Raw genomic sequence first — 14,278 nt, 5'->3', positions numbered from 1 at the left:
TTTTGGTATTTTTGGAGCCAGCAAAACATGGTATGCTGAATTTGTAAATGAAAACGGGAGGAAATTCAAATGAAAGATTTACAACAACGACAAAAACAAATTTTGCAGCATTTGTTGAAGATAGAGGATTTTGAACCTGTTAAAAAATTTGCCACTGTCCTACAGTGTTCAACGAAGACAGTGAGGAATGATTTAAATACCTTGGAAGAATATGGGGTGGAACTGGAAAAAGTAGCTGGAAGAGGGGTTCGTATTGCACCAACAAAGAAACGAAGTGCAGAAATTTTTTTACAAGAACCAATTTGTTTGCAGGACTTATCTATAGAACATCGACGGATGAAAATTTTATTTGATTTGCTTGAAGGGATGCGAGATAAAATATCAATTCAATGGTTATCGAATAAATATTTTGTTAGCAAAACATCCATCGTGAATGATTTAAAAGTGATTGAAGAAAAACTTGCAGCGTATCATTTATATCTTAAGAAGGATACACAGGGAACACAATTAGTCGGATCTGAGTTAGAGATACGCAAAGCGATGGTTGATATGTTAAATATACTGATTAGTTCGAAAAGTCCGACATTTCAGTTGGAGCATCTCAGAATCAATAGAGAAACTTTATTGGAATTGGAAGATCACTTTGGTAAATATAGTGTGGAGCAAGTAAAGAAAATCCTTGAAGAGGCGGAAGTAGATTTACATTATAAAATAACGGAACCTTATTATATTAATCTTGTCACCCATCTATTAATCTTAATTCATAGAACGAAAAACGGAAAATCAATTTATGCAGAGTTAAAAGAGCAAGAGCAAAGTTGCGATCCATTATTTTATAAAGTGTCCGAAGGTATCGCCGCTAGATTAGAGCAGATCTTTGCAATTCAGATTAATCAAGAAGAAGTTTTTTATATTTATCGGTATTTGATGTCTTCCGGTGGCGTCAGTGTACAGGATTTTGGTGCAGAAAGATCACATCTGATTGATGAGAATTTACATGAAATAGCTACGGAAATGATTCGTTTAAGTTCTCAAATTTTCTCACTGAAATTTACGTTTAGTCAATCTTTATATCATGATTTGATCCTTCATTTAAAACCCATGATGAATCGTCTTGCATATAAAATTGAAATAAAAAATCCATTGTTAGATGAAATAAAAGATGAATTTCCTGAATTGATGATTTTACTAAAATTAGTTGTATTAAAAATAAGATTGAACTATAAGCTGCCGCCGATTCGTGAGGATGAAATTAGTTATATTGCAGTTTATTTTCAGGCAGCTATAGAAGAAGCAATAAGTAAAAAACGCGTGATGATTGTTTGTTCTACAGGCGTTGGAACGTCACATTTGTTAGAGAAACGCGTGAAAAATCATTTTCCGGAGTGGGATATTGTAGAAGTTATTTCAGCAAAGCAATTAGAAGCAACAAGAGCGCTAGATCATATTGATTTAATCATATCAACGGTTAAGCTTAATGTTTCTTTACGTAAGCCAATTGCTTATGTGAGTGCATTATTTAATAAAGCAGACGAGAAGAGAATTCGAGCATCTCTTGTGAAAGAAAGTCAGAATTTTGTATTGGAAGAAAAACCGTCAGTGTTTCTAGAAAATCCAATAAATGCAGCGGCGCTTGCGCAAGATATCGCACAGGCAAAATGCCTGGACTGTATTGTACTGCATGATGCATTAACGTTATGTATCTATGAAAAGAAAGATTGGGAAAGTGCAGAAAGCAATCATCATATTGCAATGCATGTGCAAGGCGGAGATCGTGTAAATTTGATTGTTTTTATTAGAAATAATGAAGCGTTATCTGAAACTATATTAAAAGAAATTTATTTCTTTTTAACCCGTGAGATGGGATGAAAATGAAGGGAGACGGCAAAATGGATATATCAAAAATTCTTGATGAACAACGAATTTATTTGGATTTAGATGTAGCAAATAAAGAAGAAGCTATAGAGGCATTGGCAGATATGTTAGTGAAATCTGAGGTTTTATCTTCGAAGGAGGGATTTATCAAAGATGTGTATTTGAGAGAAGCAGAAGGAAAAACGGGGATTGGCGGTGGAATTGCAATTCCACACGGTAAATCAAAGAGTGTATTGAAAACCTCGTTGGCGATTGGGAGAACGAAGCAACCGATTCCATGGGAGTCTTTAGATGATGATCCGGTACGATGCATTATCTTGTTTGCAGTAAGAGATGTGGATAGTACAACAGTACATATAAAGTTGTTGGGAGAGATCGCCGGTAAATTAGCAGACGAAGAAATTGTTGAAAAATTGTTAACGAGTAGAAAACCCCAAGAGATTATTTCTATTTTCAGTCAAGAGAATGAAAATTTGGAGGGATGAGTATGAAAATCGTAGGTATTGCAGCTTGTACATCGGGGATTGCACATACGTATATTGCCAAAGAAAAGTTGATAAAAGCCGGAAAAGCATTAAATCATACAATTCATATTGAAACGCAGGGGACGATAGGGACTGAAGATGAACTAACGGCGAAAGATATCGAGGAGGCAGATGTGGTCATTATTGCATCAGATATAAAAGTTGGCGGCAGAGAACGTTTTCAGGGGAAAAGAATTGTAGATATCCCAACACATATTGCAATTAAATCTCCCAAAGCGCTCTTAAATAAAATTCAAGAGGATTTAGGAATTTAAAGATTCAAATTTGATGGAGGTTGTAAGTATGTTGAAAAGTTTGGAATTGAAAAGGCATGCTATGACTGGAATATCTTATATGATTCCCTTGGTAGTAGCAGCCGGGCTGTTGATTGCAATTGGTAATATCGCTGGCGGAAATCCGGCACTGATTTCTGATTATAAGAGCTCTTATTCTTTGTGGGAGGCAGCTGTTACTTTAGGGGTATATGGTATGGGCTTGATTCCGGCGGTTATGTCTGCTGCGATTGCCTACTCCATTGCCGATCGACCGGGGATTGCGCCAGGTTTATTAATGGGGATGATTGCCAATGCAATGGGTGCTGGATTTTTTGGTGGAATGTTGGGTGGTTATCTATCTGGGTGGTGCGTTAATTTTCTGAAACGTAAGATAAAAGTCCCGATTTGGGCACAGGGATTAATGCCAATGATGATTCTTCCGCTATTAGCATCCATTATTGTAGGTTTTATTATGTTTTTTGTTATTGGCGGGCCAATTGCAGCAGTGTCTTTTGCTTTGACTGATATGCTGGTGAATATGCAAGGGGGTTCAAAAGCAGTATTCGGAGCAATTATGGGAGCCATGGCGGCCTTTGATTTTGGTGGCCCGGTAAATAAAGTGGCTTCGCTATTTGCCGACGGATTGTTAATGAATGGTGTATACGGTCCGGAAGCGGTTAAAATTTGTGCATCAATGATTCCGCCGTTTGGTGTAGCCTTATCTTGGGTTATTAAAAAATCAAGATACAGCAAAAGTGAAGCGGACAATATTAAAATTGCCTTTCCGATGGGGATCTGTATGATCACAGAAGGCGTCATTCCAATTGCCGCCGTTGATCCGCTACGCGTGATTTTTTCTTGTTCGTTTGGTGCTGCAGTCGGTGGTAGTCTGATCATGTTGTTTGATGTTGGTTCACCCGTTCCATCCGGTGGCATGTTCATTGTACCGGCAATGCAAAATCCAATTGGATTCTTAATTGCATTAGGTGTTGGAAGTGTCGTTACTGCGTTGTTACTTGTTGCTTTGAAAAAGGATGCTGTGGAAAAAGAATTTGAAAACGAGGACGAATTGGAAGAGGCGGTTGATTTATCAGGCATTCATATTAAATAATCAAGGAAGGAGATCGATTCTATGTACGTTTCTATGAGGGATATGCTGCATAAAGCCAATATAGACCATTATGCAGTGATGGCGATCAATTGTTTTAATTTGGAGACTGTGCGAACTGTAATACGTGCCGCTGAAGCAGAGCATGCACCCATTATTATCAATCTTTTTCAAGATCATTTGCTTTATCATTGTGATAGTGCGATCATTACACCGATTGTTAAGATTTTAGCTGGCAGAACCGATATTCAGGTTGCGTTAAATTTTGATCATGGGCAGGAGGTTTTATTTTTAAAAAAAGCAATTGATGATGGCTTTTCTTCGGTGATGGTAGATGCTTCTAGATTTGGCTTAGAGGGGAATATTGCGATGACAAAGGAGATCGTCGATTATGCGCATCCCAAAGGGGTAAGTGTGGAAGGAGAAATTGGCTGTATTGGTCTTACGGAAGGTGCTTCCTTTACCAAAGATTCAATGTATACGAATCCAATCGAAGCCGCTAAATTTGCAAAAGCAACAGGAATTGATGCCTTGGCAATTTCGATTGGTTCTTCCCATGGGAATTATCCAGGGGACATGATTCCGGAATTTGATTTTGAACGGCTGAGCCAAATTAAAAAGTTAACGCAGATGCCGTTGGTGCTTCACGGCGGCTCTGGTTCTGGTGAAAAAAATATTATAGAAGCAATTCAACATGGTATCAATAAAATCAATGTTGGTTGTGATTTTATGAATGCAAATGTGCATGCTTTGAAAGATAAATTGCAACAAGAACCGCATATTAATTATTACGATTTAGTTGATTATGTGGAAAAAGAAAGTATTGAGATTGTAAGACATTATATTAGATTATCCGGCTCTAAAAATAAGAATTAGAAGGAGAGTTAAAAAAAATGTTAATGAATATGAAAGAGTTACTAACTGTTGCACAAAAAAACAAGTTTGCTGTACCTGCTTTTAATACGAGCAGCAACATGATCTTAAAAGGCGTTATGGAAGCCTGCAAAGAACAACAGGCACCTGTTATTATCGCGATTCATCCCGACGAATTATCCTTTGTGGAAGATAGCTTCATTGCAAGTGTGCGTGAGGAAATCATAAAAAGTCAGATACCTGGCGTGATTCACTTAGATCATGGTGGAAGTTTTGAGCAAATTATGCGGGCGATTCGCTGTGGTTTTACATCCGTTATGATCGATGCATCTTTATTGTCATTTGAAGAAAATATCGCTATCACGAAAAAGGTCATTGAAGCGGCGCATCCGGTGCGGGTATCAGTGGAAGCAGAGTTAGGAACAATAGGAACCACTGGAAACGGCGGAGAGGCAGGAGCGGATCAAATCATTTATACCAATCCGGAGGCAGTTAAAGAATTTGTTGAGAAGACGGATGTCGATACCTTGGCAATTGCGATTGGTACATCGCATGGGATTTATCCCAAAGATATGAAACCAAAGTTAAGATTGGATTTATTGCAAGAAATAAGAGGTATTGTGGATATCCCACTCGTACTTCATGGCGGGTCAGCGAATGAGGATAAGGAAATCTCTGAAGCGGTAAGACTCGGGATCTCTAAAATTAATATTTCAAGTGATATTAAGGATGCATTTTATAAAAAATGTCGAGAAATTTTACTGCAAGATTCCGATATACGGGAACCGAATGCGATCTATCCGCCATGTATTGCAGCGATGAAAGAGGTTATCTATGCAAAGATTGCGTTATTTAACGATGCGGATAAAGTAAAATATTATAAATAGATAAGTGAACATAAAATTGTTTTTTAGTAATGGCTAGATACGAAGACAAAAGGAGCTATCGCATTTGTTGCGATAGCTCCTTTTTCTTATCGATATTTTTCGAGATTTAGATCATCAAGAATCGCTTATGATAAGAGAAAATATCCAAGAACGATAATACCAAGTATGATACGGTAGTAACCAAAAGCTTTGAAATCGCTGGTTTTAATGTAAGCCATCAAGAATTTAATGGTGATAACGGATACAATATATGCCGATAGTAAGCCGACAATAAGAATTTGTATTTCATCTGCCGTATAGTTAAAACCAAATTTCACGACTTTTAATAAACTTGCGCCAAACATAACCGGTACGGCTAAAAAGAAAGAGAATTCTGCGGCAACTTCCCGTGAGCAGCCAATCAACATTGCACCTAGAATTGTTGCTCCAGAGCGTGACGTACCAGGAATCAGTGCCAATACTTGAAAGCAGCCAATTCCGATTGCTTTTGTAAAACTGAGGTTATGTAGTTTTGTTACTTGCGGGCGTATATTTTTATTACGATTTTCCAAGATGATAAATAAAATTCCATAAATAATTAATGTAATGGCTACGGTTTGGTAATTATAAAACAGTGCATCTAGGAGGTCGTCAAATGGCAGGCCAATTGCTGCTGCCGGAATGACTGCTACAATGACTTTCATCCATAATGAAATTACTTCTTGTTTAATGTAAATACCACGTTTAAAGGCAATTGGACAAAGTTTATCCCAGTAGAGTGTAACAACAGCCATAATTGCACCTAACTGAATGACGACAAGAAACATTTCTTTAAATGCTGGTGTGATGCTTAACTTAATAAATTCATCCACCAGAATCATATGACCGGTACTGCTGATTGGCAACCATTCTGTTATACCTTCAACAATCCCGAGAATTATTACTTTTAACATTTCTAACACGAATATAACAACTCCTTAATATCCAAAAATGACATATAAAGAGATTCTACTCCATGTTTTATAAATATGCAATACAAACTTAAGATAAAGAAATATTTTATGATCCTATAAACGCAGGAGAAAAGTAGAGAGAATCTGTTCGTTTATTGATAGGTTTTACAATGTGTTTTACGATTATTACATTTTATCGTAAAACATAGAAAATGAAATAAGAAAAGAACGCAGACGTCAAGGGCTTTTTAAGAGACTGCAGGACGAAACATACATAAAATATCCTCACCAATAAAATAAGGTTTCATTTTATTGGTGAGGATATTTATTACTTCAGAATGAATTTATCTAAAAATTTTAACACGTTCTTTAATCGCAACTTTATCAAGTGGTGCCGGTTTTTCTAATGGATTGCCAAATGGCATTTGCGCGATTAATTTCCAAGTAGCTGGAACCTGGAAGGTTGCTTTTATTTCATCGTCAATGATTGGATTATAATGTTGTAAATTAACGCCTAATCCCAGATCAGCTAATGCTGTCCAAATTGCAAATTGCAGCATTCCATTTGATTGGTTTGCCCAGATTGGAAAATTCTCACTGTAGGCTGCAAATTTTTCAGCAAAACCATTTGTTACGGAAGTATCATCAAAATATAAAATTGTACCGTAACCGTTGGCAAAGCCATTAACTTTAGCTTCTGTTGCAGCGAAGTGCTCAGCCGGAACGATTTTTCTAAGCGTTTCCATGACGATACTCCATACTTTATCATGGTGCTGACCGAAAAGTACAAGAACGCGTGTACTTTGGCTATTAAAAGCCGAAGGTACGCTTTCTGTTAATGTTTCAATGCTTTGAATAATCGTTTCCTGTGAAATTGTAACATTTTTATCAATTGGATAAATGGTACGTCTATTTAATACTGCTTCTTCAAAATTTCTCATCATTTATACACCTCTTCGTATTTTTTTATTTTTATTATTATTATTTCAATGATTCTTATCATTGAGGAAGCCTAATTTTGCATCTAAACTGTATTTTCCAGGACCGATAAAAACTGCGGCGAGAAAAGCTGCACCATCTTCTAATGATTGTGAGGCTTTAAAAAGTCCTTTACCAGCAATCATTTGCGTTCCAAAAGCAACGATCATATTGCTGAATAGGAAGAAACTTGCAATGCGGTAAAAGAAACCTAAAACAAAGCAAATACCACCGACGAACTCACTTAATCCAGATAAAAAGCCAAACATCGCTGGCGCAAAAGTGATTCCCACAACGCTTAATGATTTTCCTAGATTCGTCCATGTTTCAATGCCGCCTGTTATTTTAGGATAGCCATGCCAGATAAACATTCCGCCTAAAATAATACGAAAAATCAAAAGTGCGTAATCTCTTTTCTGATAAAGAAAGAAGTTTAGATCTTTAATTATGTGATTCATAAAAACTTTCCTTTCTAAATTCGTATTTAGATATCTTATGTATTATATATAGTATAATACGTTTTATGTAAAATAATAACTTTTATTATTTAGTAAAAGATTATCATTTTCACATTTATGTGGCAAGTAGGCACTTATTTGTTATATAGTATAGAAAAAGATACTATTGGATGAGGAGAAATATGATGAATTATTTGAAAAATTCTACAGAGCTTGTTTGTAGCAAGGATTGTGATAAGCATAATGTTTGCCCGATGGTATTGGTGCAAAATATTTTATCTGGCAAAAGAAAAATTTTGATTCTATGGCATTTAAGTCAAGGTATATTGAGATTTTGTGAGTTGAAGCAATATTTACCCAATGTTACGCAGAAAATGTTAACGATGCAATTAAGAGCACTGGAAAAAGATAAGTTAATTTATCGAAAAGTTTATCCGGTAGTTCCGCCTAAAGTCGAATATGGGTTAACCGAAGTTGGGAAAAAGATTATTCCGATTCTCGAGATGATGCATCAATTTGGCGAATGGTATTTGGAAGAAGAATTGACAGAAAAGCAAGTCAGTGCTGATACAGAAGAATAAACGAACCAATGAAAAATTTTTTTAGAGATTTGTTCCAGTTTACTATTTAAAACTTACGAATAAAAGATATAATTATATAGTATAAAACAAAAACGGTTTGCACTCTATGTTTCAAAACTTTTAATATTTATTGTTTAGTATAGTAGGAAAGGTGAAACAAATATGCGCAGTTCAGGAAATAGTAAAACAATAAAACGAATGAATCAAATGGCGATTCTTAATGTAATCAAAGATAATGAACTCATCTCAAGACAACAGATTGCTGAGCATACTGGATTGACAGCAGCCGCTGTTACAGGAATTGTTCGTGATCTTATTGCGATTGGATTTGTAAAAGAAGTAGGGCTAGGGGAATCACAGGGAGGACGCCGTCCCGTACATCTGAAATTTAATGGAAAAGCTGGCTATGTATTGGGTGTAGAGGTTACGAGTGATGAAATTACACTGGCGGTGGCTGATTTTGAAAATATTCCCCGTGAAATTAAATCATTTTCTATTGATATGAAGGATCCTGATACCGCGATTGCTGCCTTGAAAAAACAGCTAGGGGCAGTCTTTGCGAGTAAGGAAAATCAGAAAAAGAATTTTCTTAGTATCGCAATCGCGTTTCCTGCCATTGTGCAGTCTGATACTGGCGTAGTGAAGCGTGCTGTGAACCTTGGTGAAAAATGGAATGGATATCCGCTTAAGCATTCCCTTGAAGAAGCATTTCATATTCCGGTTTTCATTGATACAAATTCTAAAGTGGCGGCGTTGGGGGAAAAATGGTTTGGCGGAGGAGTGCATTGCAAAAATCTCATTTATGTTAATCTTGGTGAGGGGATTAGTGCAGGCATTCTTATGAATGATGTAATTGTACAAGGTGCACAAGGGTATGCCGGACAAATCGGGCATACGGTTCTTATGCCTGATGGACCATTATGTAATTGCGGTAATCGTGGCTGTTTGGAAGCGATTTGTGGAATTCCTGCATTATTGAGAAGAGTAGAAACTGAGATCTCAACCATTTCAGAAAGTGATATTTTAAAGAGAAAGTTTATACAAGCGGATAAAAATCTTAAAATAAATGACATTTTGGAAGCCGCTGATTTGGAAGATTCCTATGCTAGAAATTTATTACGTGAGACGGCACAGCATGTGGCTGTAGTAACAGCAAGTATGATCAATATCTGCAATCCGGATAAAGTTTTTCTTGGCGGAAAATTGGCAATAAAATCTCCTTTTTTCATTAAAGAACTGCGTAGTTTTTTAAATTCACATGTTTTCCCTGAAATTGGACAAACCACACAAGTCATGATTTCTAATTTAGGTGCCAATTCGGGTGTGATAGGTGCGTGTGCCTTGGCGTTAACCAATTTGCTAAGATCGCCGAACTCTAAAATGATTTCTGTTATGGGGAAAGAGCAATAAAATTAGGGTGAATACAAAAAAGTTAGATTGTATACATCTAGCTTTTCTTTTTATTAGGAGGAAATTTGAGGTTTTTATAGAATAATCTATCAGGTAAATAAGTTAATTAAATTAATTAAGTAATTGGGCTTGGAGGTGGGATTTTTAGAAGTGTAATGTTCCAAATTGGAGAAGCATATCGTACCAAAATAATCAGAATAATCATAACAGTACAAGAATTTATTTTTAAATCAAAATCGATATTAGAAAAAACCAGGAGGCTAATGTTTGATGTGTACTGAAGAAAAAAGGTTGACGTTAAAGGAAAAGTTTTCTTATGGTCTAGGGGATTTTGGTAATGGTTTTATGTTTGATATGGGGCAAATTTATTTACTTAAGTTTTATACAGATGTGTTTGGGATACCTGCGGCTGCTGCGGGGAGTATTTTTTTAATAACAAAGATTTTTGATGCTTTTATGGATCCTATTGCCGGCGCTGTGATTGATGGAAGACCGGATGACGCTGAAAAGGGGAAATTCAGAAAAGTTATGTTTCTCAGCAGTATTGTATTAGGCGTTTTATCTATTTTTGTGTTTTTATCTCCAGAGATGTCGACCACATCTAAAATTATTTTTGGCTATCTAACTTATATGGCGTGGGGGGTTGGCTATTCTTTCACGAATGTACCTTACGGGGCACTTGGTGCCGCAATGACACAAAATCCGCTGGATCGTGCTTCATTGGCTTCCTGGCGGCAAGCTGGTTCATTAGGCGCTTTGCTTATTACGAGTGTTATTGTTGTTCCATTGATTAAGCAGTTTGATAATCCACAGATTGCTTGGCCATCTGTAGTAGCGCTTACATCTTGCATCGGAGTGATTGCTTTTTATTTTTGTTATAAAAATTGTAAAGAAGTTGTGGTTGCGAAAAAAATAAGTGCGGATAAACAATTTTCATTTAAGGCCATGGCACGGGCTGTATATACCAATAAGCCACTTCTAATCTTGATTTTTATGACCTTATTTACGATTTCTGCTTACAATATAAAATCCGCAATGCTAATTTATTATTGTCAATATAATCTTGGCGATATTAGTTTTATGCCTTATATTAGTTTCATCACAATTGGTTGTTCATGTCTTGGAATTACTTTGATTCCTAGGCTAGCAAAACGTTTTGGTAAAAAGAATACGGCTTTAATTGGTTTTGCAATTAGTACAATTGCAGATTTAATTAATTTTATGATTCCTGGAGATCTGATTACTTTTACAATTTTAGCAAGTATTGCTTTCGTTGGAATCAGTATTCCGAATGGAATTACTTGGGCATTTGTATCTGATGCAATTGACTATGGCGAATGGAAAACAGGTGAAAGACGAGAAGGTATTACTTTTTCATTCTTCAATTTTTCTCGTAAAATTGCCCAATCTTTATCGGGTTTTGCTTCGGGAATAGGGCTTTCTTTAGTTGGCTATATTCCGAATGCACAGCAGTCAGGTACAGCCTTATTAGGGATAAAAGGATTATTGTTATTATATCCGGCGGTTACGATTTTTTGTGCGGCTTTAGTTATTAAGTTTTTGTATGATTTAAGTGATGACAGACATGGCCAGATTATAACAGAAATTCATACTAGGGCGATGTAGAGAAGTCCAGCAAATAAATATAAGCATGAAAAAATCACGTCTGTTTAATTCATGTATCAATTAAGCAGACGTGATTTTTATGATTTCTTACGAGTGTTCATCAAGGTGTAATAAAAAAGAGGTATTTGGATATAGTATATTTTATTGCAAAATTTTTGATAAAAGTTGCAAATAAATATGATATAATAAGTTTTTATTAACTTGATTGAGGTGACGATTTTGAAAGAAAAGTTTTTGAGTTTATTACGTTCTACGAATCGCGATGGCATAGAAAATTTTATAAACTATTTAGAAAACCAAACAGATTTTTTTACAGCACCTGCGAGTACGAAGTATCATGGTGCGTATGAAGGCGGTTTGCTGGAACATAGTCTTGATGTATACGATCATATGAGTAAACTTTGTCATATGTATGAATTGGATGATATCAGTGAAGCAAGTGTTATCATTACTTCTTTACTGCATGATATATGTAAGGTGAATTTTTACAAAATTGATTATCGTAACAGAAAAAATGAAAAAGGCGTTTGGGAACAAGTTGCTTTTTATCGAATTGATGATACAGTTCCGTTGGGGCACGGAGAAAAATCAGTGATTATGCTGCAGCAATTTATTGCGCTGACTTTGGATGAAATCATGGCGATACGCTGGCATATGGGAAGTTTTTCAGGATCAGATTATACGACAACACAATCTTTATCCAAAGCAATGGAACAACATAGAATTGTAACATTACTCCATATGGCCGATCTTGCAGCCGGTTATTTGGATAATCGAAGATAATTTATTTATATTTCTGCATTTTTTATATTTACAAGCTGCGATTTTTATGTTAACATATACAAGCAATTAAGTATTGCATGCGGGTGTAGCTCAATGGTAGAGCCCTAGCCTTCCAAGCTAGTCACGAGGGTTCGATTCCCTTCACCCGCTCCATTTATAATGCCGGGGTGGCGGAACTGGCAGACGCACGGGACTTAAAATCCCGCGGATAGAAATATCCGTACCGGTTCGATTCCGGTCCTCGGCACCATGTACCTTAAAATGTAATAAATCTGAGTTGCAAGCGCGTGCGTTTGTTGGTTATGATTTAGCGAATATAAAAAAGAAACTCCTGAATTTTCAGGAGTTTCTTTTTTATTTACAGAACTTTTGATACAGCGGCAGTGTGAATGATTGAATACTTGCTATGCAGTTTATCTATTGTGTTGGCGGTGTGAGGCATCGTCAGTTTATTATCTTAAAAATGAGGTTCGTTTGACCCCTGCCGCTTTTGCACTGAAGCTGTCTAAGGCAACGAGATCATTAGAACTTAGTTCTTTTAAGGAGGCTTTGCCCAATGCACGCATTGCTTCTTGCATTTCCAAAATCATGGAAGTAAAGGTATTTGTTACGCTGACTGCTGACTGTTCTATGTTTAGCTGTGTTTTCGTTGAAGAATTATAATAAACCAATGTAGTTGGCGGTTCCCACGGAAGTATTTTTTCGATTTGATTATGTGTCAGTGCAAATAGAGGGACAGTGCCGAGGTAAATGGCGTCTGCGCCTAAGGCTAAGGCTTTCAGACATTGGCCCGGTGTAAAATAACCGCCAGCGGCAATTAAGCTGATAGGTCTATCGCCTAAGTAATGTTTTGCACGTGTTAAAGCAATTAACCCCGGTATACCAAAGTCATCTTGCTTAATTGGCGGTGTTCCATGAGAGCCGCCTTCAGCGCCGCCGATTACGATTGCATCAAAGCCTAGTTCCACAGCAAAAGCCAATTCCTTTTCGATTCGGTCTGTTGCCATAAGTTTTAATGCAATTGGGATTCCGTTGGCTCGCTGACGTAAGTTTTGCATAAATGCCGGCCAATCTTCTTTTTTTTCAACACCTGGTGGTGCCGGTAGAGAGACTGCATTCTCATTTGGTCTTAATCCCGAAAGTACTTGCGCTTTACCGGCAAAGTCTGCTGCTTCGATGGTCGTTGTGCCTAGATCCGCACCTTGTCCCATTTTGACTTCCAACATAGCAGCCGATTGAATTTGTTCGTTGGTTCTCGCACCCCACGACCATTGACAAATTTGTAAAACAAATTTGCCAGCTTCTGCTGCCTCTGCGGGCAGAAAAGGACCTTCGCCAGAACAAGTGGCTGTATGTAATCGTTTTGATGCTTTGGCTAAGGCTGTCTTAGCTTCCTCGCTTAAGGATAAGCCATAGGCCATGCCGCCAATCATTAGGGGGATTTTTATCGTCATAGGCTTTTGTACATTTGGACCTATGGTTACAGACATATCAATCGGTGTATCAAATGGAAGTGAAAGTTTTGTAAGCTGGCGCGGATTGAACATTAAGTTATCATAGCCCGGAAAATGTTTAACGGAACCAAGGGGGCGATTGATGATTTTTCCTTCTTCTGCACGCAGGCTTAATTCTAAAAAATTTAGAATAGAAAAACGTTTAAAAGAGGGCAGTATTTCGATTATATTTTTCGTATAGGTTTCTGTAAGTAAAAGATTTAAGGCATGATTGGTTATTTTTTTTGTTGCAAACCGAAAAATAGGTTTTGCCAAAACCAGTAAAGTAAGTATTAAAATTGTTAAAAAAGATGTCAATATCAAAATCCAGTTAAGATAAGCTGTTATTTTCATAATGTTTCCTTTGTTTTTTTAGTAGTATATGCGATTTATGAAGAAATAAACCAATAGGATGCAGTTTTTGTATTCGTGTAAAAAACGAACAAAGGAAGTTATCAACAAAAGTTTGTGCAAA

At 36.7% G+C, this 14,278-nt stretch carries 14 protein-coding genes and 2 tRNA genes; 12 read left to right on the top strand and 4 right to left on the bottom strand.

Features of this window, described 5'->3' with window-relative positions:
• Positions 1 to 69: 69 nt before the first annotated feature.
• Genes BN6559_RS04890 through BN6559_RS04865 form a run of 6 tightly spaced genes read left to right on the top strand, consistent with a single transcriptional unit; the run spans position 70 to position 5,542 of the window.
• On the top strand, positions 70 to 1,869 hold the full coding sequence (locus BN6559_RS04890; protein WP_110953695.1) for a BglG family transcription antiterminator: 1,800 nt from the start codon (positions 70 to 72) through the stop codon (positions 1,867 to 1,869).
• A 20-nt stretch (positions 1,870 to 1,889) separates the two neighbouring features.
• On the top strand, positions 1,890 to 2,360 hold the full coding sequence (locus BN6559_RS04885; protein WP_110956272.1) for a PTS sugar transporter subunit IIA: 471 nt from the start codon (positions 1,890 to 1,892) through the stop codon (positions 2,358 to 2,360).
• 2 nt (positions 2,361 to 2,362) lie between these two features.
• The gene (locus BN6559_RS04880; protein ID WP_110953694.1) at positions 2,363 to 2,674 is read left to right on the top strand and encodes a PTS fructose transporter subunit IIB; all 312 of its coding nucleotides are present in this window, start codon (positions 2,363 to 2,365) and stop codon (positions 2,672 to 2,674) included.
• A 28-nt stretch (positions 2,675 to 2,702) separates the two neighbouring features.
• Positions 2,703 to 3,785 (top strand): PTS fructose transporter subunit IIC, encoded by a 1,083-nt coding sequence (locus tag BN6559_RS04875; protein ID WP_110953693.1) that lies wholly within the window; start codon positions 2,703 to 2,705, stop codon positions 3,783 to 3,785.
• Positions 3,786 to 3,806: 21 nt separating this feature from the next.
• Entirely contained in the window at positions 3,807 to 4,658 is an 852-nt protein-coding gene (locus BN6559_RS04870) for a class II fructose-bisphosphate aldolase (RefSeq protein ID WP_110953692.1), read from the top strand.
• 17 nt (positions 4,659 to 4,675) lie between these two features.
• Positions 4,676 to 5,542, top strand: a complete 867-nt coding sequence (locus tag BN6559_RS04865; protein ID WP_110953691.1) for a ketose-bisphosphate aldolase — start codon at positions 4,676 to 4,678, stop codon at positions 5,540 to 5,542.
• A 125-nt stretch (positions 5,543 to 5,667) separates the two neighbouring features.
• Here the strand turns inward: BN6559_RS04865 and BN6559_RS04860 are convergent, their stop codons facing one another.
• From BN6559_RS04860 to BN6559_RS04850, 3 genes are all read right to left on the bottom strand, one after another.
• Positions 5,668 to 6,474: an undecaprenyl-diphosphate phosphatase gene (locus BN6559_RS04860; RefSeq protein ID WP_234407894.1), complete on the bottom strand. Its 807-nt coding sequence runs from the start codon at positions 6,472 to 6,474 to the stop codon at positions 5,668 to 5,670.
• Between the two features lie 344 nt (positions 6,475 to 6,818).
• Positions 6,819 to 7,418: a nitroreductase family protein gene (locus tag BN6559_RS04855; protein WP_110953689.1), complete on the bottom strand. Its 600-nt coding sequence runs from the start codon at positions 7,416 to 7,418 to the stop codon at positions 6,819 to 6,821.
• 42 nt (positions 7,419 to 7,460) lie between these two features.
• Positions 7,461 to 7,910: a DoxX family protein gene (locus tag BN6559_RS04850; protein WP_110953688.1), complete on the bottom strand. Its 450-nt coding sequence runs from the start codon at positions 7,908 to 7,910 to the stop codon at positions 7,461 to 7,463.
• A gap of 182 nt (positions 7,911 to 8,092) precedes the next feature.
• Between BN6559_RS04850 and BN6559_RS04845 the strand changes: the two genes are divergently transcribed.
• From BN6559_RS04845 to BN6559_RS04820, 6 genes are all read left to right on the top strand, one after another.
• Positions 8,093 to 8,491, top strand: coding sequence for a winged helix-turn-helix transcriptional regulator (locus BN6559_RS04845; protein WP_324609400.1), 399 nt, complete (start codon positions 8,093 to 8,095; stop codon positions 8,489 to 8,491).
• A gap of 162 nt (positions 8,492 to 8,653) precedes the next feature.
• On the top strand, positions 8,654 to 9,901 hold the full coding sequence (locus BN6559_RS04840; protein ID WP_110953686.1) for an ROK family transcriptional regulator: 1,248 nt from the start codon (positions 8,654 to 8,656) through the stop codon (positions 9,899 to 9,901).
• A 270-nt stretch (positions 9,902 to 10,171) separates the two neighbouring features.
• Complete coding sequence (locus tag BN6559_RS04835) at positions 10,172 to 11,527, top strand: glycoside-pentoside-hexuronide (GPH):cation symporter (protein ID WP_110953685.1); 1,356 nt, start codon at positions 10,172 to 10,174, stop codon at positions 11,525 to 11,527.
• A 219-nt stretch (positions 11,528 to 11,746) separates the two neighbouring features.
• Positions 11,747 to 12,310 (top strand): HD domain-containing protein, encoded by a 564-nt coding sequence (locus tag BN6559_RS04830; RefSeq protein ID WP_110953684.1) that lies wholly within the window; start codon positions 11,747 to 11,749, stop codon positions 12,308 to 12,310.
• A 79-nt stretch (positions 12,311 to 12,389) separates the two neighbouring features.
• Positions 12,390 to 12,463 (top strand) — tRNA-Gly (locus BN6559_RS04825).
• Positions 12,464 to 12,471: 8 nt separating this feature from the next.
• Positions 12,472 to 12,560: transfer RNA gene (locus BN6559_RS04820), tRNA-Leu, on the top strand.
• A 202-nt stretch (positions 12,561 to 12,762) separates the two neighbouring features.
• Here BN6559_RS04820 and BN6559_RS04815 read toward each other — a convergent pair.
• Positions 12,763 to 14,157 (bottom strand): FMN-binding glutamate synthase family protein, encoded by a 1,395-nt coding sequence (locus BN6559_RS04815; protein WP_110953683.1) that lies wholly within the window; start codon positions 14,155 to 14,157, stop codon positions 12,763 to 12,765.
• Positions 14,158 to 14,278: the final 121 nt, after the last annotated feature.

This window comes from Massilibacillus massiliensis (assembly GCF_900086705.1).
Classification (GTDB): domain Bacteria; phylum Bacillota; class Negativicutes; order FLKF01; family FLKF01; genus Massilibacillus; species Massilibacillus massiliensis.
This window is presented reverse-complemented; position numbering and strand designations above follow the sequence as displayed.